The 20801-nt window shown below is 72.0% G+C and carries 19 protein-coding genes and 3 pseudogenes; 9 read left to right on the forward strand and 13 right to left on the reverse strand.

What is annotated here, in order from left to right:
- Positions 1 to 31 precede the first annotated feature (31 nt).
- Together ABZ635_RS16175 and ABZ635_RS16180 are read left to right on the forward strand one after the other, a co-directional pair.
- Positions 32 to 430: an ATP-binding protein gene (locus ABZ635_RS16175; protein WP_357765179.1), complete on the forward strand. Its 399-nt coding sequence runs from the start codon at positions 32 to 34 to the stop codon at positions 428 to 430.
- A 143-nt stretch (positions 431 to 573) separates the two neighbouring features.
- Positions 574 to 918 carry a hypothetical protein gene (locus ABZ635_RS16180; protein ID WP_357765181.1) on the forward strand — a complete coding sequence of 115 codons (345 nt, stop codon included), beginning with the start codon at positions 574 to 576 and terminating at the stop codon, positions 916 to 918.
- A 207-nt stretch (positions 919 to 1125) separates the two neighbouring features.
- Here the strand turns inward: ABZ635_RS16180 and ABZ635_RS16185 are convergent, their stop codons facing one another.
- The 3 genes from ABZ635_RS16185 to rpmG form a co-directional block, all read right to left on the reverse strand.
- Entirely contained in the window at positions 1126 to 3534 is a 2409-nt protein-coding gene (locus ABZ635_RS16185; RefSeq protein WP_357765184.1) for a lysylphosphatidylglycerol synthase transmembrane domain-containing protein, read from the reverse strand.
- A gap of 118 nt (positions 3535 to 3652) precedes the next feature.
- A complete protein-coding gene (locus ABZ635_RS16190; protein WP_357765186.1) occupies positions 3653 to 3898 on the reverse strand; it encodes a type B 50S ribosomal protein L31 in 246 nt (81 codons plus the stop codon).
- Between the two features lie 58 nt (positions 3899 to 3956).
- On the reverse strand, positions 3957 to 4121 hold the full coding sequence (gene rpmG, locus ABZ635_RS16195) for a 50S ribosomal protein L33 (RefSeq protein WP_357765189.1): 165 nt from the start codon (positions 4119 to 4121) through the stop codon (positions 3957 to 3959).
- 197 nt (positions 4122 to 4318) lie between these two features.
- On the opposite strand from rpmG, the gene ABZ635_RS16200 reads away from it, so the two are divergent.
- From ABZ635_RS16200 to ABZ635_RS16210, 3 genes are all read left to right on the forward strand, one after another.
- Positions 4319 to 6094: an alkaline phosphatase PhoX gene (locus ABZ635_RS16200; RefSeq protein ID WP_357765192.1), complete on the forward strand. Its 1776-nt coding sequence runs from the start codon at positions 4319 to 4321 to the stop codon at positions 6092 to 6094.
- A gap of 257 nt (positions 6095 to 6351) precedes the next feature.
- Positions 6352 to 7869 (forward strand): sensor histidine kinase, encoded by a 1518-nt coding sequence (locus ABZ635_RS16205; RefSeq protein ID WP_357765195.1) that lies wholly within the window; start codon positions 6352 to 6354, stop codon positions 7867 to 7869.
- Positions 7851 to 8513 carry a response regulator transcription factor gene (locus ABZ635_RS16210; RefSeq protein WP_357765197.1) on the forward strand — a complete coding sequence of 221 codons (663 nt, stop codon included), beginning with the start codon at positions 7851 to 7853 and terminating at the stop codon, positions 8511 to 8513. Before ABZ635_RS16205 ends, ABZ635_RS16210 begins: the two co-directional genes overlap by 19 nt.
- 16 nt (positions 8514 to 8529) lie before the next feature.
- Here the strand turns inward: ABZ635_RS16210 and ABZ635_RS16215 are convergent, their stop codons facing one another.
- The 3 genes from ABZ635_RS16215 to ABZ635_RS16225 form a co-directional block, all read right to left on the reverse strand.
- On the reverse strand, positions 8530 to 9345 hold the full coding sequence (locus ABZ635_RS16215; protein WP_357765200.1) for a GNAT family N-acetyltransferase: 816 nt from the start codon (positions 9343 to 9345) through the stop codon (positions 8530 to 8532).
- 126 nt (positions 9346 to 9471) lie between these two features.
- On the reverse strand, positions 9472 to 9831 hold the full coding sequence (locus ABZ635_RS16220; protein WP_357765202.1) for an MmcQ/YjbR family DNA-binding protein: 360 nt from the start codon (positions 9829 to 9831) through the stop codon (positions 9472 to 9474).
- Between the two features lie 215 nt (positions 9832 to 10046).
- Positions 10047 to 10562, reverse strand: a complete 516-nt coding sequence (locus ABZ635_RS16225) for a lytic polysaccharide monooxygenase auxiliary activity family 9 protein (protein ID WP_357765205.1) — start codon at positions 10560 to 10562, stop codon at positions 10047 to 10049.
- A 625-nt stretch (positions 10563 to 11187) separates the two neighbouring features.
- On the opposite strand from ABZ635_RS16225, the gene ABZ635_RS16230 reads away from it, so the two are divergent.
- On the forward strand, positions 11188 to 12405 hold the full coding sequence (locus ABZ635_RS16230) for an MFS transporter (RefSeq protein ID WP_357765208.1): 1218 nt from the start codon (positions 11188 to 11190) through the stop codon (positions 12403 to 12405).
- A 52-nt stretch (positions 12406 to 12457) separates the two neighbouring features.
- On the opposite strand, the gene ABZ635_RS16235 is transcribed toward ABZ635_RS16230, so the two are convergent.
- The 5 genes and pseudogenes from ABZ635_RS16235 to ABZ635_RS16255 form a co-directional block, all read right to left on the reverse strand.
- Complete coding sequence (locus ABZ635_RS16235) at positions 12458 to 13330, reverse strand: sulfite exporter TauE/SafE family protein (RefSeq protein WP_357765258.1); 873 nt, start codon at positions 13328 to 13330, stop codon at positions 12458 to 12460.
- A 168-nt stretch (positions 13331 to 13498) separates the two neighbouring features.
- A pseudogene (locus tag ABZ635_RS16240) lies at positions 13499 to 14860 on the reverse strand (MBL fold metallo-hydrolase); the annotation flags it as partial.
- Between the two features lie 138 nt (positions 14861 to 14998).
- Entirely contained in the window at positions 14999 to 15571 is a 573-nt protein-coding gene (locus ABZ635_RS16245; RefSeq protein WP_357765210.1) for a rhodanese-like domain-containing protein, read from the reverse strand.
- A gap of 230 nt (positions 15572 to 15801) precedes the next feature.
- Complete coding sequence (locus ABZ635_RS16250) at positions 15802 to 16053, reverse strand: metal-sensitive transcriptional regulator (RefSeq protein WP_067599109.1); 252 nt, start codon at positions 16051 to 16053, stop codon at positions 15802 to 15804.
- 335 nt (positions 16054 to 16388) lie between these two features.
- A pseudogene (locus tag ABZ635_RS16255) lies at positions 16389 to 16864 on the reverse strand (NUDIX domain-containing protein).
- A gap of 112 nt (positions 16865 to 16976) precedes the next feature.
- Here ABZ635_RS16255 and ABZ635_RS16260 point away from each other — a divergent pair.
- The 3 genes and pseudogenes from ABZ635_RS16260 to ABZ635_RS16270 all read left to right on the forward strand — a co-directional run.
- Positions 16977 to 17186 (forward strand): annotated as a pseudogene (locus ABZ635_RS16260) (hypothetical protein); the annotation flags it as partial.
- A 561-nt stretch (positions 17187 to 17747) separates the two neighbouring features.
- Positions 17748 to 18683: a hypothetical protein gene (locus ABZ635_RS16265; RefSeq protein ID WP_357765213.1), complete on the forward strand. Its 936-nt coding sequence runs from the start codon at positions 17748 to 17750 to the stop codon at positions 18681 to 18683.
- 451 nt (positions 18684 to 19134) lie between these two features.
- On the forward strand, positions 19135 to 19263 hold the full coding sequence (locus ABZ635_RS16270) for a hypothetical protein (RefSeq protein WP_357765216.1): 129 nt from the start codon (positions 19135 to 19137) through the stop codon (positions 19261 to 19263).
- Positions 19264 to 19562: 299 nt separating this feature from the next.
- Here ABZ635_RS16270 and ABZ635_RS16275 read toward each other — a convergent pair whose 3' ends face one another.
- Both ABZ635_RS16275 and ABZ635_RS16280 read right to left on the reverse strand, forming a co-directional pair.
- Complete coding sequence (locus ABZ635_RS16275) at positions 19563 to 19775, reverse strand: hypothetical protein (RefSeq protein WP_357765264.1); 213 nt, start codon at positions 19773 to 19775, stop codon at positions 19563 to 19565.
- A gap of 30 nt (positions 19776 to 19805) precedes the next feature.
- Positions 19806 to 20759: a bile acid:sodium symporter family protein gene (locus ABZ635_RS16280; RefSeq protein WP_357765219.1), complete on the reverse strand. Its 954-nt coding sequence runs from the start codon at positions 20757 to 20759 to the stop codon at positions 19806 to 19808.
- Positions 20760 to 20801: the final 42 nt, after the last annotated feature.

Consider the following 20801-nt stretch of genomic DNA (forward strand, 5'->3'; position numbering starts at 1 on the left):
CCGCACCGACCTGAACACCGACCTCAACCGCATGACCGGAATTCCGGGCGAGGTGCGGGAGGAGATGGTGTTGTGTACCAGCGAGATGTTCGCCAACGCCTGCGAGCACTCCCGCTCCGGACAGGACCCGGATGGCAGGGTGGTCCGCACCCTGGAAGCACCGGTCCCGGGGCTGGTCCGGATCTCGATCATCGACGACGGCACCCGCACCGACATCACCACCGACCGGCTCCCGAGGGTTCCGCGTAGGCGCACCCGACAGGACTGGGAGCAGGCCGAACGCGGCCGAGGCCTGCTCATGGTCGGCCACCTCGCCTCCCGCTGGGGGTTCCGGCCGGTGCTCGACTTCCCCTTCTGTGAAGGACTGGGCACGGTCATCTGGGCCGAGTTCACCCTCCCCACCCCGGCCGCTGCTGGCGGCACCCGATGACCAGCGCGCAAGTCAGTACTCAGGTGCGGTCGGTCCTGACCGCACCCCAAGGCCGTCGCTTCCACCGCCCCGCCGCACACCCACGACGCGGGTCCACCCCTTCCCGGAGCGTTCCAGTTCCGTCGAAGGCGCCTCGGGCGGAGGTGCCCTGGGAGGAGACCCACCAGGCCCGCCAGGAACGCCTGCTCCGTCAGATGCGCGGCAACCCCCGAGTCGCGTACATGCTCCAACACGGCCCCGTCCCGCACTGGGTCAAGGTCGCCCGCCACCACCGCGAACAAGCCGCCCGCGAAGCCCGACAGGCCGCAGCCGACGCCCGAACCGAGCTGACCGAGGCGGAGCCGGTGCGCACCCGGGGCCGTCACCGGGCACCCCGCCGCTGGTGGGGCTGGCCCGCCACCGCCGTCGGCTCCGCCCTCCTCCTCGGGCTGAAGACGCTGGGAATCCTGGGAGCGAGCCCGAACCCCGACATGGGTAGCCCGACCTGACCCGACGAAGAGGCGGGGCCCGGCGACGACTCCCGTCACCGGGCCCCGCACCGCCCCCGGCGCGTGGGGTCCACCTCACCGGAGCCCGAGCCGCCCACGCCACCCACGAACCCACCCCGCGTCCACGCCCCACAGGCGAACGGCCCCCGCCACGCGGTCCGTGATCTCCGCTCGGCCGCGGCCCGGCACCGTGCGCCCACGCACCGCTCAGATCGCCTCGCGCCGCTGTAGGTAGCTGAAGGCCGCCCACCCCGGCAGGACCGGGAACCAGAAGGTCAGCACCCGGAACAACAGCACGGCGGGCAGCGCCACGTCGGCGGGTAGCGCGGCGACGGTGGTCAACCCCCCGATCAGGGCGGCCTCGACCGCCCCGAGCCCGCCCGGGGTGGGGGCCGCCGAACCGATCGCGTTACCCGCGAGGAACACCACCGCCACCGCCACCAGGCTCACCTCCAACCCCGGTCCCGCGAACGCCAGGACCGAGAAGTGCAGGCACAGCACGAAGGCCACGGTCAACAACAGCGACCCGCCCACCCCCAGAACCAGGCTGGCGGGACGCTGGAACAGGTCCAGGAGCTGCGGCAGCACACCCCTGAGGTACGGGCGCAGCCGCGAGGTGACGGCGCGGCGCAGCCTCGGATGCATGAGCACGGCCCCCACGCCGACGGTCGCGACGATGGCGATGACGGTCACGGTCGGAGACGGGGTGAAGCCGGTCCAGTAGGAGGTACCGGTGAGGTACGCGCACACCAGCAGCAGCGGCACGTGGATCAGGAACCCCACGAGCTGGGTGAGGCCCACCGCGGACAGGGACAACGACACCGGCACGCCCGCCTTGATCACGAACCGGCTGTTGACCGCGATCGAGCCCAGCCCGGCCGGTGCGGCGATGCGCACGAACGACCCCGCGTACTGGGCCAGGACCGTGCGCCACCAGGGCAGGGGCGCGGGGACGAAGCCGACCAGCACCATGGCGGCGGCGAACATGCACCCGGTGCCCATGGTCAGCGCGGCCAGCGTCCACCCCGGGTCCGCGTAGCGGATGGCCCCCAGCTCGACCCCGGACAGCTGGTAGACGAGCACGAGCCCGACCAGCGTGACCACGACGAAACTGACGATGGTGCGGGGGCGCATCCTCTCCAGGCGGGCCGGTTCGCTGGGGGCCTCGGGGGCGACCGCGGCGATGTGCCGTCTCAGGTCCGCCATCAGGCCCTTGTCGGCCCGGCCCAGCTCGGCGCGGAGCGCGTGGGGCAGTCCCGGGGGTTGCAGCAGGGGGAGGACGGCGGCGGTCGCGGACACCCCCAGGGCGCGCACGGCCGAGGCCACTGCCCGTTCGGCCCCCACACGCAGCGCCATCAGGGTGACCATGGCGGCGGTGTCGAGGGCGGTGCGGATCTGCGGCGCGGCCACCGCCCCCCGGTCGAAGCCGGTGAGGGCGGCGGTGACGGGGTGCGGCGCTCCGGTGTGCGGGTGGTCGAGGACACCGACCGTGGTGGCGTTGAGGTCGCCGTGGGCGATCCGGTGCCGGTGCAGTATGCCGAGCTGGCGCCACAGGTCGTCGAGCAGGGTGTCGCCGACGTGCTCCGGATCGAGGGTGTCCAGGCTCCGCAACCGGGAGCGTTCGCGGGCGAGGACGAGGGTGCCGGGGGCGATCTCGCCCAGCGCCCACACGCGGGGGGCGTCCACTCCGGCCTCGCGGGCGGCGGCACTCATGAGCACGGCGTGTTCGGCGCGGCGGCGTGCGCCGTAGAGCATCCGGGGGGCGACGGGCCCCCGCAACAGGAGCAGGTCCCGCAGTCGCGACCAGAACCCGCTGGTGTTCTCGGTGGTGAGGACGGACAGTTCGACCTGGCGTCCGTCGGCGAGGTCGGCCAGGTACAGGGCGTCGCCGTCGCGACCGGTCCCGGCGGGGGTGATGCGGTCGGCGCGCAGGCCGAAGCGGTCGAGTTCGGCGTGGATGCGTCCGGTGGCGGGCGGCGGCACGCTGGTGCCGACCGCGTAGCGTCCCAGCGCGGCGCAGGTGAGGCCGACCAGGATGGTGAAGAGGACGGCGAGGATGCTGGTGACCCCCGCCATGACCGAGGTGACGGCGATCGCGGCGTTGGTGCCCCACAGCAGGGAGCGCACCCGCGGGTGCCCGCTGGGCATACTGCGCGCGAACGCGATCCCGGCGGCGACGTAGCCGAGGGTGGCCGCGGTCAGGACGTCGTCGGGGAGGCCGGGCAGTGGACCGGCGCCGTAGGTGGCGTTCTCCAGGACGGCGTTGACGTAGGAGGCCATGGCGTAGGCCGTCACGGCGGCGACGACGGCCCGGGTCAGGTCACGGAGTTCACCGACGAGGAGCGTGCGCAGGACGACGTAGGCGATCAGGACGATGAGCAGCAGGTTGGCGCCGAGGGCGGCGGCGAAGAGGAGCCAGGACGGGATCACCGCGCGGAGCTGGCTGGCGTCGTCGGTGGGCGCGCCCTCGGAGATGGCGTCGCTCACCAGCAGCAGGACCACGAGGACCAGGAGCAGTCCGGCGACCCCGACGAGGAGGTCGACGGGGCTGCGTGGCGCCCTCGCGGCTGCCCGGCCGGGGGTTGGGGCCGGTGTGTCGGTCGGGGTTGATCTCACGGGTCCAAGCCTGCCCGACCCCCGCGGATTCGGACGTCAGGGACGAGGGTGTTTCGTCCTGTCCCCTCCCCGGACACGACGGCGCCGCCGGGAGGGGTCCCGGCGGCGCCGTGGGCGGTCAGCCGCGCTGGTAGCGCCGCTGGAAGCGTTCCACCCGGCCCGCGGTGTCCACCACGCGGGCGTTACCGGTGTAGAAGGGGTGGCTGGCGCTGGAGATCTCGACGTCGACCACCGGATAGGTGTTGCCGTCCTCCCACACCACGGTGGTGTCGCTGCCACGGGTGGATCGGGTGAGGAAGGCGAAGTCGGCTGCCTTGTCGCGGAAGACGACGCGGCCGTAGCCGGGGTGGGTGTTCTTCTGCATGGGGTCCTCCGTTGGGTTTCGGTCCTCGCGCCAGCGGTCCTGGGGGGTGCTCCCCGGGTCAGCGTTCCTCGCGGAACTCCGTGTGGCGGCGGAGCCTGGGGTCGTACTTGTTCAGGACCAGGCGGTCGGGGGTGTTGCGGCGGTTCTTGCGGGTCACGTAGGCGGTTCCGGTGCCTGCCGTCGACCTGAGCCGGGTGACGGGCCGGGCGTCGTCTCGTGCCATGGGCTCCTCCTCTGCCGGGTGTCAGGCCTTCCAACCAATCGATAATCGTTTTCATTCCCAGCCAAACCCCACCCCCGACCAAACGAAGAACGGGTGCGTCACACACCACCACAACCAGCAAAAACTACTTATCGTAATGACTTGACAGCAAAGAGTGGAGACCGGTGCGACCCCGCACCAGGCCGGAGGAGAACCACATGGCGCCAGAACACGGACCCAACCGACGCCAGGTCCTGCGCGGCGGAGCGGCACTGGGAGCCCTGACCACGGCCGCCCTGTTCGGCGACACCCTCCGCCCCGCCCTGGCCGCCCCCGACACCGGATCGTCACCCGGCTTCACCGGCGTACCCGTCGCCCGGGCCGACGCCGTCACCGTCCCGCCCGGCTACACCGCCAGGGTCCTGCTCCCGTGGGGCGCCCCCCTGCGCCGGAACACCCCCCGGTGGCGCCCCGACGCCTCCGACACCGCGACGAACGCCGCCCGGCAGGTGGGCACCGGCCACAGCGGGCTGCGCTACCTCCCCCTCCACCCCGGCCACGAGGGCGGACGGCGCGGACTCCTCGTACTCAACCACTCCTGGGCCGACCCCGTCCTGCTCCACGCGGACGGTGGCGGCGCCGCCACCGCCGACCGCACCGGCAAGGAGATGGCCTCCCTCGGGGTGACCGTGGCCCGGATCGAACTCACGGACGGGCGCTGGCGCGTGATCGACGACGAACTCAACCGGCGGCTCACCGCCACCTCACCCACCCGACTGTCGGGACCGCTCGCCGACCAGCCGACCCTGGACACCGGCACCGACACGGCCGGGGTCATCGGCGGCACCGCCCACGCCACCACGCCCTGGGGGACCTACCTGACCGGCGAGGACACCCTCGCCGACGTCTTCGGAACCTCCTCCGGGGAGTGGTCGGCCACCGACAGCCAACGCCGCTACGGGCTGTCCTCGGGAGAGGCCTCCTACGGGTGGCACACCCATGAGAGCCGCTTCGACCTGGCACTCACCCCCCACGAGGCCCACCGGTTCGGCTGGACGGTGGAGATCGACCCCCTCGACCCCTCGTCGACACCGGTCAAGCACACCGCGATGGGCCGAGTGGCCCACGGCGGCGCGACCGTCACCGAGTCACGCGGACGCGCGGTGGTCTACATGAGCGACCGCACCCACCTGTACAAGTTCGTGGCCGAACGGCCCTGGCGCTCGGCACGCGACCGGGGCCCCGGCCCCCTGGACGAGGGCGTCCTGTACGCCGCGCGCCTGGACTCCGACGGGCTGGGCACATGGCTCCCCCTGACCCACGGCCGCACCGGACTGACCGCGCGCGAGGGGTTCGCCGACCAGGCGGACGTGCTCCTGCGAGCGCGGGAGGCCGCCGACGCGGTGGGGGCCACCCAGCTCCAAGGACCGGGAACCCCGGCGGTGCACCCGTCGACCGGGACGGTGTACTGCACCGAGGCCGAAGGGGAGGCCGGTGGCCGTGTGCTGGCCTGGACCGAGGGGGCCGCGGACCACGGGGCCACCCTCTTCTCCTGGAACGAGTTCGCCCGATCCGGAACAGCGTCCGACCAGGCCCGGGGGACGGTGTTCGCCGCTCCAGGCGGAGTGCACTGCGGTGACGACGGCCGACTGTGGATCAGGACCGACGTGGCACGGCTCGGCGACCCCTCGGCACACTCCCGAGAACAGGTGGGCAACAGCGCGCTGCTGTGCGCCGACCCCGAGAGCGGAGAGCTACGGCGGTTCCTGACCGGACCGCGCGGCTGCGGGATCGCCGGGACGGCCACCAGCCCCGACCAGCGCGCCCTGTTCGTGACGGTGCAGGGGCCGGGGTCGGCGGCGCAGCAGTGGGGGGCGCCCTCGGTGGAGGACCCCCGCGCGGTGAGCAACTGGCCGGGGTTCGATCCGGCGGGCCGCCCACGGTCGGCGGTCGTGGTGGTGCGCAAGGACGACGGTGGGATCATCGGGACCTGACCCGACCGGGGCGGGCGGGGTGACGGGCCCAAGCGAAGGCGGGCAGGGTGTCGGGCCCAAGCAAAGACGGACAGGGTGACGGGCCCAGGCGGAGACGGACGGGGTGGCCAGCCCAGGCGAAGACGGGCGGGGTGACGGGCCGATGCGAAGGCGGAACGCGGAACACCACGACCGCACCCCGGGGTGGGGCAGGCACGTAGTCGGAGGGTGGGGTGTCCGGTCTGGGTACCGCCGCCCCGCTCCCGTAGGTTGGCCCCGTGAGCGAGCACACCGACGCCCCGGGACCCGATCGTCCGGCGCCGGGTTCCCCGCGCCCGCCGGGCACCGGGCACCGGCCGCCAGACGCTCCACACCCGGGACCAGAGGGGGCCGCTCCCCCGCCGACCACCCCGCGGAAGGACTCCCCCGGACCGCACCCCGCGCACCACGGCGACCCGCGCCGGACACGAGCGCCCCGCACCCCGTTCGAGGCGCTGCGCCGCCTCCGCTTCCCCCTCTCGTCCTGGCCCTGGCGGAGCCTGGGGTACCTGGCCTCCACCGTGCTCGTCGGCACCGTGCTCGCGGCCCTGATCGTGCCGATCACCTTCCCCCTCCTCGCCCTGGGCACGGCCGTGGAGGAGATCGCCCTGGGTCGGGAACACCCCACCTGGCTGCTGATCGCCCTGCTGGCCGCCGGGCTCGCGCTCCTGCTGGCGCTCGGGCCCCTGGTGGCCGTGCCCGTCGCCCACCTGGAACGGTGGCGGCTACGAATGGTCCACCCCCGGATCGCGAGCGGGTACCGGCCCACGGGCCCCGGCCCGCTCGCCTGGGTCCGGGCCCGCTACACCGAACCCGCGACCTGGCGGGCGTTCGCGTACCTCCTCCTGCTGGTGACCGTGCTGGACGCCGTCAGCTGGAGCGTGCTGTACCTGTTCCCGGTCATGGGCGCCTACCTGACCGCCCTGCCCTTCGTCACCGCTCTGGGAAGGCCCGTCACCCTCTTCGAGTGGACGGTGGACGACCCCCGACTCTCCCTCCCCCTGGCCTTCGCCGGGGTGCTCCTCCTCCTGGTCACGCCCTACGTCGCCGCCCTCACCGCGCACGGGCACGCCGCCCTGGCCCGTCTCCTGCTGGAGGACCGGGGAACCGACGAGCTGCGCTCGGAACTGGTGGAGGTCACCCGCTCCCGCGCGCGTCTGGTGGACGCCTTCGAGGCCGAGCGCCGACGCATCGAACGCGACCTGCACGACGGCGCCCAGCAACGACTCATCTCCCTGGCCGTGCAGATCGGGCTGGCCCGCATGGACGCCCCGCCCGGAAGCGACATGGAGCGCGCGCTCGCCACCGCGCACGACCAGGCCAAGGAGGCCATCGGGTCCCTACGCGAGATCGTGAACGGCATCCACCCCAAGGTCCTCAGCGACCGGGGACTGCCCGCGGCACTGCCCGAGCTGGCCGACCGCACCTCCGTTCCCGTGCGCGTGCGCGTGGACCTGCCCCGACGGCTACCGGCCCACCTGGAGAGCACCGCCTACTACGTGGCCGCCGAGGCCCTGGGCAACGTCGCCAAACACGCCGGGGCGACCGAGGTCCGGTTGAACGCCTCCCTGGACGGTGACATGTTGGTGCTGGAGGCCGTGGACGACGGCCGGGGCGGGGCCGACCCCGCGCGCGGAACCGGGTTGACCGGCCTGGCCGACCGCGTGGCCGTGGTGGGCGGACGTGTCCTGCTGTCCAGCCCCCACGGCGGACCGACACGGCTGAGAGCGGAGATCCCTTGTCTTCCATCCGGGTAGTACTGGCCGAGGACGGCGCCCTCCTGCGCGAGGGGCTGGCGGGCCTGTTGCGGCGCTTCGGGTTCGAGGTCTCGGCCGCGGTCGGCGACGCCGACGCCCTGGCCGAGGCGGTGGCCGCGCACGGCCCCGACCTCGTGGTCACCGACATCCGCATGCCACCGGACTTCGGTGACGAGGGGCTGCGCGCGGCGGTCCGGCTGCGCGTCGACCATCCGAGGCTGCCCGTCGTGGCGCTCAGCCAGTACGTGGAGTCGAGCTACGCGGCGGAGCTGCTCGACTCCCACGAGGGCCGGGGCATCGGCTACGTCCTCAAGGAGAGGGTGGTGGACGTCGCCGACTTCGCCGACACGCTCCGGCGCGTGCACGCCGGTGGAACGGTCATCGACCCCGCCGTCGTACGCCAGCTGGTCCGGCGTCGCAGCACACCCCTGGAACGCCTGTCCGAACGCGAACGCGAGGTGCTGTCGCTGCTGGCCGAGGGGCGTTCGAACGCGCGCATCGCCCGCGACCTCCTGGTGTCCGAGCCCACCGTGGGCAAGCACATCGGCAACATCCTCGCCAAACTGGACCTGCCACCGGAGGGCACCGACGTCGACCGTCGCGTCATGGCCGTCCTCACCTACCTGAGGGAGCGGCCCGAGTAGGCGCCCCCGGGGGTGGTCAGGGCGTGAGCGCGTGCTCGGCGAACCGGCCGTACGTACGGAACCCCAGACGGCGGTAGACCGGTTCACCGTCCTCGGAGGCCTGGAGGACCGCGACCGGCCAACCCTCGGACCGGGCCGTGTGGAGCGCGGCCAGGGTCATGGCGCCGCCGTAGCCGCGTCGGCGGTGGGCGGCCAGGGTGGAGACGTTGTAGAGCCCGGCGACCCCCGCGTGGAGGAACACCTCGGCCGACCCCACCGGGCGGCCGTCGACGTAACCGACCAGGTAGCGGGCCGGGGACCCCGGGGCCAGGGCCTGTTCGGCGGCCCGGGCGAGGAAGCGCGGGACGGTCTCCGAGGGCGGGGACCAGTTCGCGGCCAGGACGGCGGCGTGGTCGGCGAGCTGTTCGGGGGTGTCGGCCACCCGGATCTCGAGCCCCGGGGCGTCGGGGTGGGGCAGGGTGTCGTCGAGTTCCGCCCACATGGCCGTCTCGTGCTCGGAGACGGGCGCCCCGGCCCGTGTCAGGCGGTCCGAGAGGTCGGTCGGCAGAGTGGCCGGACCCACCCACCAGGAGAAGGGGCGTCCGGTGCGGGCCAGGGCGCGAACGGTCTCGGCGATCCGCTCCTCCGCGGCCGAGGGCGCCAGGCGCGCGGCGGCGACGATGTTGAAGGTGTCGTCGTCCAGGCCGCTGTCGGCGACCACGAGGTCGGAGGTCTCGGTGACGGTGGCTCCGTCCAGACCCCGGTGCAGGTGGCAGGCGTGCTCGGCCAGGTTCCGTTCCATCCGGTCGGCGAGGTCGGAGAGATCGGCGTCATCGCGAAAGGAGCTGCTCATGGGGGACGATCCCACCACATCCGGGCGTGCGCCGCACCCCGATTCCCCCGGTCGTCCCCCAGGCGCCCGGGCCTCGGCCAGGACACCCGGATCAGCCACATGCCACCAACACGCGAAACAGGGGCCTCAGGCCCGCACCAGGGCCTGCGGGGTGGGCGGGGCGGCGAGCAGCTCCTCGGGAGCGGTCAGGCGCCAGGCCTCCAGGGTGAGTTCACTGAGTTCGTCCAGCTCGATCCCGTCCAGGTGGACCACCACCCAGCCGAACCCTCCGGCCGTGAACTGCTCCTCGAACACCTCGGGGCGTTCGGCGACCAGTGCCGCCTGTTCGATCAGGGTCTGCTTCAACCCCACCGTGGCGGTGCGCGGCCACAGGTACCCGAAGGGGCGGCCTCGCACCCGGAACGTCGTGTAGCGCTCGGAGTCCTGGTCCTCGCACTCCGGAAGCGCGCGCACCAACCGCAGGAACCGCTCGATCTCAACACCCATGGCAAGAGCCAACCACACGCCACCGACATCGGCGCGTCCGCCCGCGAGCGCACGGGCCCCGAACGCGCCACCGGCCGACCACCGCCCCGCCCCGCCGCCGACCGGGCCGACGGCCACACACCGCGTTCCGGCCCCCGGCGGTACGGCGGACACACGTGCGCCCCGGCCCGTGGACAGGCACGGACCGGGGCGGGAGGCTGCTCAGACGACCCTCATCAACGGATGTTGACGTCGACGCAGGCGTAGAAGGCGTTGCCGGTGTCAGCCACGTTCCAGCGGGCCAGGACCGTCTGCCGACCGCTGTAGCCGGAGAGGTTGACGTTGTGGCTGAAGTTCGACGGCGGCCGGGCGCCGTTGTCGTTGAAGCTGGCGATGCGGTTGCCGTTGATGAAGTACTCCCACGTGGAGGTGGAGTGCGCGGCGGTGATCGTCCAGTTGAAGGTCGCGTTCGTGCCGACGTCCGCGACCCGCCAGCCGTAGTTGTTGTCGTCGAGCTCGGCGAAGCGGGAGTTGCCGCCGGAACAGCTCATCAGGCCCTTGGGGCCCTCGACGCTCTGGGGCTCCCACTGGATCTGCCCACACGAGACCACACCGGCGGCGCACTGCGCCTGGCGGCTCTGGGGGTTGGAGATGTAGCCGTGGGCGTTGGCCGTCCCGGCCGGCATGAGGGTGAAGAGGAGGGCGGCGGCAGCGGCCACCGCGGCGGAGGAGCGGAGCTTGCGGAACTTCATGAGGTCTCGCCCTTCTGGGGGTCACGAACACCCGGAACGCGCCGGGGTCGTAGCGGGGGACCCGGACCTGCGTCCGGCCCAGGACGGCTCGGTTCGCGTCCATGGGGGTCGAACAATTCCCTGTGTTCGCGAGATCGGCGCCGACAGGAATTCGGAAATTCTCGGTCTTTCCTCTACCTGTTGACGAGCAGCGTAGACAGCGCCCAATTCGTCCGTCAAGACCGGTTTTCACCTTGGAAGCACGTTCCATATTGGGACTCCATGACTGGTACTGCCAGCGGATCGGCAACACGACCCCCCAAACTGGAAAGACTCTTATCAGATCCTGGACTGGTCTACTGAAACAGCTCCGGTATTCTCTTGTCGGAAGTCCTTCGACAACAGCACAAACTGTCCCCGAAGACAGATTCCCTTCCCTTCACCGGAAGCGTCCGACCACGACTCCTTCGGCCCCGGACGGCCCGCGGGGCACCACCGCCCCCGGCCCGCCCCTCCCGCGGCCCCCTCGACGGGCCGCGCGTGCGCGCCCCACCTCGCGCGTGACGGACACCCCGCGCGGACAGCCATCCCCCGCGTCGGGTGCCCGCGTTCCACGGCACGTCGCGAACGAGAGAAGGAACGCCGCATGTCCGCACCCAAGCCCACCCAGGGGTCGACGCCCCCACCCCGCCCAGCCCTCTTCGTCCTGCTCGCCGCGCTCTCGGTACTGCCCGTGACGGCCCACCTGCCAGCGCTGGCCGACATCGCCGACACCTACGGAACCGGTGCCGCCACCGTCAATCTCTCCATCGCCGGATACGCGGTCGCCGCCGTCGCGGCCGAGGCGACCTCGGGAGCGCTCGCCGACCGGTACGGCCGCCGCCGCGTCGTCCTGGTCTCCATCACGGTCTTCGTCCTCGCCTCCCTGGGCTGCGCGCTGGCGACCACCGTCGAACTGTTCCTCCTGTGCCGCGTTTCCCAGGCGGCGATCGCCGCCTGCTTCCCCGTGGCGATGGTCGCCCTGCGCGCATCGGCGCACACCGACGACGCGGTGAGGCGGTTGGGACGGGCCGGCATGTTCTGGGCGCTCGCCCCGATGCTCGGCACCGTTGTGGGCGGCACCCTGGCCCAGCACGCCGGGTGGCGGTCGATCTTCCTCGCGCTGACGGCGCTCGGAGGGCTCGTGCTCGTGGTGGTGCTGCGCCACGTGGGAGAGGCCGCCGCCCACGCGGGAGCACACCGGCCCGGCTTCGGCCGGGCGCTGCCCCACATCCTGGGTTCGGCCAGCTTCTGGACCCTCTCCCTGTGCATGGCGTTCTCCATGGGAACGCTCTACGTCTTCCTGGGCGGCGCTCCCCTGGTCATGGAACACCAGTACGGTGCCTCGGGCACCGCCCTGGGGCTGTACATGGCGATGGTCCCGGCCGGGTTCGTCGCGGGCGGTCTCGTCGCCGGGCCTCTCGGCGACCGCCTGCCGCGCGAGCACCTCCTGGTCGTCGCGCGTCTGCTGACCTGCGCGGGGCTCCTGGCCGGGATGCTGGCCGCGACGGCTCTGCCCCTGCACCCGCTCGTTCTCTTCTCCGCCTGCGCGTTCGTCGGTGTCGGCAACGGGATCACCACCCCCGTCGTGAACGCGGGCGTGATGTCGGTGCGCGACGACGCCGCCGGAACCGCGCTCGGCCTGTCGGCCGCCGTGGGCATCGGCGGAGGAGCGCTCGTGTCGATGGCCGCCGGTCCGGCACTGGAGACCACCGTCTCCGCCGACCAGCTCCTGGTGCTGCTGCTGGCACCGTCGGCCCTGGCGCTGGTCGCGGCACTCGTCGGGGCGGCGGTCGAACGCACCCGGCGCACCGTGCCCGGATAGGTCCACGGGCGCCGCGCCACCGGTCCGCCAGACGGGGGCCCGGGGCTGCGGCTCAAGGCTGGGGCCTGGGCCGCAGCACCAGCGGACAGGCGTCCCCCACCAGCCGACACACCAGGACCAGGAAGGCCGCCACGACCGCCGCCACCACGACGACCTGACCCAAGGGCGCGGGCAACTCCTGGGTGAGCACGAAGACCCCCATGACCAGCACGAAGATCCCGAAACCCCGACGCAGGACCGTCTCCGGCACCAGATCCGTCAACCGTGCTCCGAGGAGCGAGCCGACCACCGCGACGGCGGTGACCGCAGCGACCAACCCCCAGTCCAAACTCACCGTGGTCAGGTACCCGGTGAGACCGGCGAAGGACTTCATCGTGATCACCAGCAGGGAGGTGCCCACCGCCACGGGCATGGCGAGCCCTCCGAGCAGGACGAGGGCGGGCACGACGAGGAACCCCCCGCCCGCACCCACCAGACCGGTGACCGCGCCGACCACCAGGCCGTCCACCACGATCCGCCGCAGCGGCAGCGGGCCGGGCTCGCTGCCGCCATCCCGGGGCGTCCTCCTCCCCCGGATCATGGTGACGGCGGTCGCCACCATCATGAGCGCGAAGGCGACCATCAGCAGGGTCCCCGGCAGGTGGCCGCCCACCAGCCCTCCCCCCAGGGCACCCGCCATACCCGCCGCCCCGAAGACCAGCCCCGTCCGCCAGCGCACGTTCCCCCGGCGCGCGTGGGCCACGACGCTGACGAGCGAGGTGACCCCCACGACGAACAGGGACGCCGCGATGGCCTCCTTCGGCTCCATGCCCGCGACGTAGGTCAGCAGCGGAACCATGAGGATGGAACCACCGCCTCCGAGCAGGCCGAGCGCCAGCCCCACCACGACGGCGAGACCCAGGACGAGGACGATCGAGAACTCCATGGTGACTCTTCTTTCGTGCGTCGGCGCCCGTGGGCGCGGCGGCCCGGTGCGGTCCGCGGTGTCGCGGACCGCCACCGCCGGGACCCCCGCCGGGGGGGGGCCGGGGGGCGGGCGCACCCCCACCGGGCGGAACCCCGGCCGGCGGCCCTCGGCCCAGCGCGCCCACTCCCCGTATCCGCGGTCGAGTTCGACCACGTCGTAGCCGGCGCGCCGCAGGGCGGAGGAGGCAACCGAGCTACGGGCGCCGGACTGGCAGTAGCTGACGATCGGGGCACCCTCGGGCAACGCGTCCAGGTTCCACAGCACGCGGCCCGCGCTGAGCTGGTGCGCGCCGGGGACGTGGCCGTCCGCGTACTCGCCCCGGTTGCGCACGTCCAGCAGGTAGACGCCCTCGGAGGCGTCGAGCTCCTCGGGGGTGAGGCGCGGCGGAACGCTCTCCGGCAGACCCGCCCGGGAGGTGGTGTAGCCGATCACCCCGTCGACGCCGACCCGCAGCAGGTGGTCGCGCACCCGGCGCGCGGTGTCCCCGTCCGGGGTGAGCAGGACCAGGGGACGGGTCTCGGACTCGGGGTCGAGGGCCCAGGCGCCGAAGGTCGCCGCCTTGGCCGGACCGGGAACGTTGAGGGCCCCGGTGACGGTGCTCCGGTGCACGTCGGTGTGGGATCGGGTGTCCACGAACACCACCGCGTCCGCCTCCAGGGAACGCGCGACCTCCGCGTTGGACACCGGAGGCGGTGAGGACAGCGTGCCCAGGACCCGGGGGCCCTCCCGGTTCTGGCGCTTCATCCGCGCGAAGTAGGCGTGGGCGTCGGGCTGGCCGTCGAGCAGTTCCTCGACGAACCCCGCCATGTCGTCCTCGCGCAGGTAACCGGACCACCAGGCGTTGAGCCGTTCGTACCCGACGGTCGTGCCCGGGAGAGCGCCGAGGGCCTTGCCGCAGGCACTGCCCGCGCCGTGGCCCGGCAGGACCTGGACGTGGTCGGGCAGGGTCAGGAACACGTCGCGCAGACTGGTGAACAGCTGGCGGGCGCCCTCGAAGCGGGTGTCGCTGCCCCCCGCCGCCTCGTCGAGCAGGTCGGGGCGGCCCAGGTCTCCGGCGAAGACGAAGTCACCGGTGATCACGTACCCCGGGTCGGCGCTGAAGGCTCCGTCGGTGACCAGGAACGACAGGTGCTCCGGGGTGTGGCCGGGAGTGTGCCGGGCCTGGACCGTGATGTTGCCGAGGGTGACGGTGTCGCCGTCCCGCAGCCGCTCGGCGGCGAAGCCGTACTGCCAGTCGTGCCCTCCCTCACCGGAGACGTAGACCGCGGCCCCGGTGGCGGCCGCGAGCTCGCGGGTTCCCGAGAGGTAGTCCGCGTGGATGTGCGTCTCGGTCACGGCCACGATCCGCATGCCGTGGTCGCGGGCCAGTTCCAGGTAGTCGCCGATGTCCCGGCGGGGATCGACCACGATCGCCTCCCCCCGGGCCTGGCAGCCGACGAAGTAGCTGGCCTGGGCGAGGTCGTGGTCGTAGAGGCGTTCCAGCAACATGTTCTGCTCCTTGGTGGATGGTGCGCCCACCGCCCCGGATACTCCGGGGAGTATCCGGGGATCAGAGGACTGCGGTGAGGACGGGTGCGAGGGTGGCGGGATGGGCCGTGGTCGGCGCCGGTCCCGGATCGGTCCTGACTAGCCCCGCGCGCCGATCCGGGCGAGGGAGTCCTCGATGTCGACGTGGTTGCGCGGCTGGTTGTAGGGCAGGCGGGTCAGGGCCATGCCCATGGCGCAGGTGTCGGTGACGGCCGCGAAGACCAGGCCCGCCCCCACCAGACCGGCGACCGCCACGGCGGGCGGCCAGACCAGGGAGGCGAGCACCGAGGTCAGCACGAGGCCTCCGGCCACCAACCGGACCTGGCGTTCGAGGGCCCAGCGCCGAGGCCCCCGTTCGAGCGGCGCCCCCGACGCCTCCCAGGCGTTCATGCCACCGTTCATAACCACCGTGTCGGTGAGCCCGGCGGCGGCCAGCTTGTCGCGGCACTGGGTCGCCCGGCCGCCCGACTGGCAGATCAGGACGAGGCGGCCCCCCGCCTCGGCCACGATGCGTTCCAGGTGGGCGTCCACCCGCCCCAGGGGCAGGTTGACGGCTCCGGCGATATGCGCGTTCTCGAACTCCGCGGGTGTGCGTACGTCGACGAGCAGGGCGCGGGACTCGCGCCCGGTCAGTTCGCGGACGGCTCCGACGTCGATGCCGTGGTCGTTCATGGGTCTCCTCAGGGTGTCGGGTGTGGTGAGGGTGGGTTCGGGTGTGCGCGCCCCGGGGCGCGCACCGGGGAGATACTCCGGGGAGTATCCGGACGCCGCTCTGCGGCGCGGTTCCGGTCGGGCTCGGTCCCGGCTTGGGATGGATACTGGGGGGAGTATGCGCAGGGCCTGGGTCGGCCCCGCACGCGGGACCGGAGAGGGGCGCCGGGCGCGATCCAGCGCCCGCGACCTCAGGCCAGGGCCAGGAAGAGCTTCTCCAGCTCCTCCTCGGTGAGTTCGGGCTCCTCGCCCCGCTCCCGAGCGGTGTTGCAGTGCCGCATGCCGCTCGCGACGATCTTGAACCCGGCCCGGTCCAGCGCGCGCGAGACCGCGGCCAGCTGCTGGAGGACCGCGGTGCAGTCCTCCCCCTCCTCCATCATCGAGATGACCCCGGAGAGCTGCCCCTGGGCCCGCTTGAGGCGCGTGATGGCGTCGCCCACCATTTCAGGCTTCATCTGGTCCCCTTTCGACTCACAGGCCCCAACATACCCCCGGGTGTATCTATTTCGCGCGTCGGGTACGTCACAGCCCGGAAAGACCCCCGCTCGTCGCCAGAGCGACCACGGTCGCACCGATGGTGGGCGGATGCCCGCGAGATCCATGGCCAGGCCGACTCACGGGCCGCGTGGCCCCGGGGGTCGTGCTCGCCCCCCCGACTCCTGCCCCATCCACGGACCGCACCGGCATGAGCGAATACCGTGGGACGCATGCGGCTGGTGGAGTGGGCTGAGCGGGTGGCCGAGGACCTGTTGTCGGATGTGGGAACCCGATTGGCGCATCACCCCAGGTAGGGCTCAACTCGATTCAAAGCGTGCCGTACCCGAAGGGCCATCGATGGATGCATCCCGAACTCGGTCAAGGTTTCGGGGTCTGCCCACACCACCTGTGTCGACTCACTGCTCGGGGTCGGCCGCCCACCCGTGGCACGAGCTCGGAACACGAAGGAACACTCCTGTCGGCACTCGCCGTCGCTGGTGTAGTAGATGACGTGTCCAGGGTCGGTGTACATCCCCACGAACCCGGTGACCTCGCAGTGGATACCGGTCTCCTCCAAGGTCTCGCGCACCGCGCACTCGGCCAGCCGTTCCCCCGTATCCATGGCCCCGCCCGGCAGAGCCCAGTTACCGTTGTCGCTCCGCCGAATGAGCAACAGCCGCCCCCCCCGCCGTCGAACACCGCCGCGTTCGCGGAGGGCACCAGGCTGTTGGGCTCGGGCGCGGCAGGATCGTCGAGATAGTCGATGCGTCGCCCCACGGAATCAGGACCTCTTCTCGTGCGATACGGACGTGCCGAGCTCCCACACCCTAGCGAAGCCGGACATGCAGCGGTCGAAAAGGCCGTGGTTCCGTGTTCTCAGGGATCTCAAGAGCTGGGACCGCTGGGAACGGCCCGCAAACCACTGAAGCCACCCGCGGTCTCCGACGGACGCGCCAACCTCTGGGAGCGGGGCCGCCTCGACCTGACCGCGCAGGCATTGGCGTTGCGCACGGAGTTCTCACCCCTGTTCACAGAGGAGGAGCTGGGCCGGGGGCGCACACGCCTGGAGTGGTTCGGGCACCGTTTCCCGGAGGACTGACGAGGTCGCCTGGGCCCCAAGTTCCCAAGGGCCCACACGTCCGGCCGGTAGCGAATTGCCCCGAGTCCAGGGACCAAGGTCCCGCCCCGAGAAACGCTCCCCTTCGCCATTTCGTTCCGGTGACTGCGGGCGCAGGGGCGAAATCACGGTGCTCTCACACTTCGGTCACACGGCACCCGTGAGGAGTGAAGTCGAGGACGGGGACGATTCCCTCGGAAACAAGCTCTGACCAGAGGTGACGTACCGTTCGTCGCGAACCGGAAAGAGAACTTCTACCCAAGGGAGTATCGCAGAGGAAACACCCCGAACGCCCGGTGGCGAAGGCCCGAACGCCCTCCACCACCTCAAGGTCACTCCGCACGAGCAGGGAGAACACACGGATCACCCTCGCCTTGCAAGCGGCGGGGCCGCCCCTTGTTCGCGGAGAACACCCATCGAATGACGGCGACCGCGCGCCATTACGGCGACCCGATACCGATCGCGAATCCGATATACGTGTCAGTGATACCTTGAAGAATCGATGCACCAGGCATCACGTGACACATCTCCGAGGAGCGCACCATGAATCCGCCAGGGCAGCGCGATCCCGCCAGCTATTCCGCGCAGGAACTGGCTGACCCGCGCGTCGACGCGACGACCCTGCGGCACGTCGCCGCCGCGCGTCCGGACCTTTGGCAGTCGATCCTGAACCACCCGAACTGCGACGCGGAGCTCGCCGCGTACCTCCGGCAGAACTCCCGCCCGGCCACGCCCCCTCCCGGAGGCCACCCGCAGGGCCCGCCGCACGCCCAGGGTCCCCAGACGCACCCGGGCGCCGCGCCGCAGCAGGGGCCTCCCCCGCAGTACGGCCCCCAGCCTCCCGCTGGCCCCCCGCCCCAGGGGGCGCCCCAGACCGAGGGGCAGCCGTCGCAGGCCTCCCAGGGCGCTCAGCAGATGGCCGCCGGTGCCAAAGACCTGGCGAACGGGGCGAAGGCCTACTTCACCAACACCGTCGCGCCCGCCGCCGTGAGCGCCGCGCAGACGGTCAGCCAGCGCTCCGGTCAGGCGTCCGGCACGCTGCACTGGTCGATCTGGTGCCGGTTCGCGATCCCCGCGCTCGCGCTGGTCGGGATCATCTCGCTGCTCCTGCCTCTCGGCTCGGTCTCCTACGGGGGGAGGACGGAGCACTTCAACTACTTCTCGCCGGACGCACCCGGCGAGGAGGGCGTTCTCATGCTCACCTTCTACATCTTCGTGATCGTCTTCGGAGTGGTGTCGCTCCTGACAGGGCAGCGGTGGGCGCTGATCACCGTGGCGGTCATGGGCATCGTCACGGGCGTGTTCGGGATGCTCAACGGCTTCGGCAACGCGTCGAGGATCAGCTCGGAGGCGTACGCCTCCGCTGGCTTCGGAGCGATCCTGTTGGGAATCTCGGGCCTCGCGCTCATCGTCGCGGCGGTGATCACCCTGCTCCCCCAGCAGAAGCTCGGAGCCCCCGCTCCCCCTCCTCAGGGCTGAGACGCGACGCGCCCTCGGACCGTCTGAGGGTGAACGGACCGATGTGCCCTCCGGCGTGGCCGGAGGGCACATCGTCGTTCCGGGACCCGTCGGGCGGGACGGGTACCGGGGTGGCGGAGTCCTTGGGCGGAGTCGTCTCCTGCGGGTTGAAACCCTGGAAACGTCCCTTTCTCACTGGATCACCTCCGAATCCTTCTCCCCAGTGTGCTTGGTTATCAGGGTTCGGAGACGGTTCCGACTTTCTTCAGGATCGGGGTCCGAAACCCTTGGGGTACTCCAACCACGGGAGTCCTTGCGATTCTCGGGGAAGTCCCAGCCTTCGCGCCGCCTCCAGCGACGCGGGGGGTTGGGACGCGCGGGACGCCTGTTGGCTCGGGGGTCCCGCGGGGCCCCGAGCCAGGCGGGGCCCGTCCGGTCCTTGAGCCCCGAGTTTCTCCCGCAGATTCCCGTGTTGGCACCCCCGTCGCCCCGCGACGGGGGTCAGCGGTGTCCAGGGGTGGAGGAGCGGGTGGCCATCAGGGACGACCGCAGCGCGGAGGCCTGCGCGGCCGGGGTACGCGACGACGGCCCGAGCACGTGAAGGGCACACCGACGCTCGGCGGGTTCGGAGGCGGTGCGCACGCGACGAGACGTTCGGTGAACTGGGCTGGGGTCGACAGCAGGGCGAGCACGAGCAGGCCGGAACAGGGGGCGAAGTGTCGCATGGGATCAGCCTCGCAGTCGCCGCGTACCGACACGGCTCCTTCGTGTCACGAACCGTGTCCGCTTCAGGCCAGGTCCACCAGGTGTGGAAACGGCGCTTCGATGGAAGCAACAGCCACCCTGATGTGCGCCTTTGCGCACGATCCGACCAGAATCGGGATGATTCTCCGCCGACCCCTAGGCGAACAGCTCCAGCAGGAGGACGACCAGTCCGATGGCGAGCATGGCGACCAGCATGAAGACGCAGCCCACGTTCGCCGTGGGTCCGGGGTCGCGGGTGGGTCCCCTGCGGATGTCGTTCCTGCCGCGCCCGGGTCGGCGCTTCCTCTTGCGGGCGGCCACGTGTGTTCCGTCCTCGGCGTGGGGGATGTCGGAGGCCGAGCCTGTCACGCGTGCCGGGAACCGTGCAAGCCCCGCCGGTCAGGCGGGTTCGCGCTCCGGAGCGTCCTCGGGGGCGCGCCGGGCCCAGTAGGTCGCCACCGCCGCGCCGGACAGGTTGTGCCAGACCGAGAACAGGGCCCCCGGCAGGGCGGCGACGGGCTCGAAGTGGGTGGTGGCCAGGCTCGCGGCCAGGCCGGAGTTCTGCATCCCCACCTCCACGCTGACCGCGCGGCGGGCGGAGTCGGGCAGGCGTCCGAAGTATCCGACGAGGTAGCCCAGGAGCAGCCCGAGGGAGTTGTGCAGGATCACCGCCAGGGCCAGGAGCAGGCCGGTGGTCAGCACCGCGTCTGCGTTGGCGCCGACCACGCCGGAGACCACCAGGACGATCCCGGTAACCGAGACCAGCGGCATCAGGGGCAGGAGCGCGACCACGTAGCGGTCGGCGAACAGGCGCAGCAGGAGGCCGCCGACGACGGGGAGCAGCACCACCTGGAGGATGGACAGGAACAGGTCACCCGCGGAGACGGGCAGGGTCGACCCGGCCAGGCCGAGCACGATCAGCGGTGTGAGGAAGGGCGCCAGCATGGTGGAGACGGACGTCATCGCGACCGACAGGGCCACGTCTCCTCGGGCGAGGTAGACGATCACGTTGGAGGCGGTACCGCCGGGCGCGGCTCCGACCAGGATCATGCCGACCACCAGCAGGGGAGGCAGCCCGAACGCGTGGGCGATGCCCCATCCGAGCAGCGGCATGACGGTGAACTGGGCGGCAACGCCGAGCAGGACCGCCCTGGGGTGCTGGGCGACGACCGCGAAGTCCCGGGGGCGCATGGTGAGCCCCATGCAGAACATGATCACGCCGAGCAGCAGGGCCACGTGAGGGGTGATGAGCGCGGTGCGTTCCGGAACGAGAAGCCCGGCCACGGCCCCGAGGAGCACCAGGACCGCGAACCACCTGCCGACGACGTCGGCGACCTGTCTGACGACCCTCATCGTGCCCTTCTCCCCCGTGTTCGCGCACGTCACGCGCGCGAT

The organism is Nocardiopsis sp. NPDC007018 (genome assembly GCF_040635075.1).
In the GTDB taxonomy this organism is placed as follows: Bacteria; Actinomycetota; Actinomycetes; order Streptosporangiales; family Streptosporangiaceae; genus Nocardiopsis.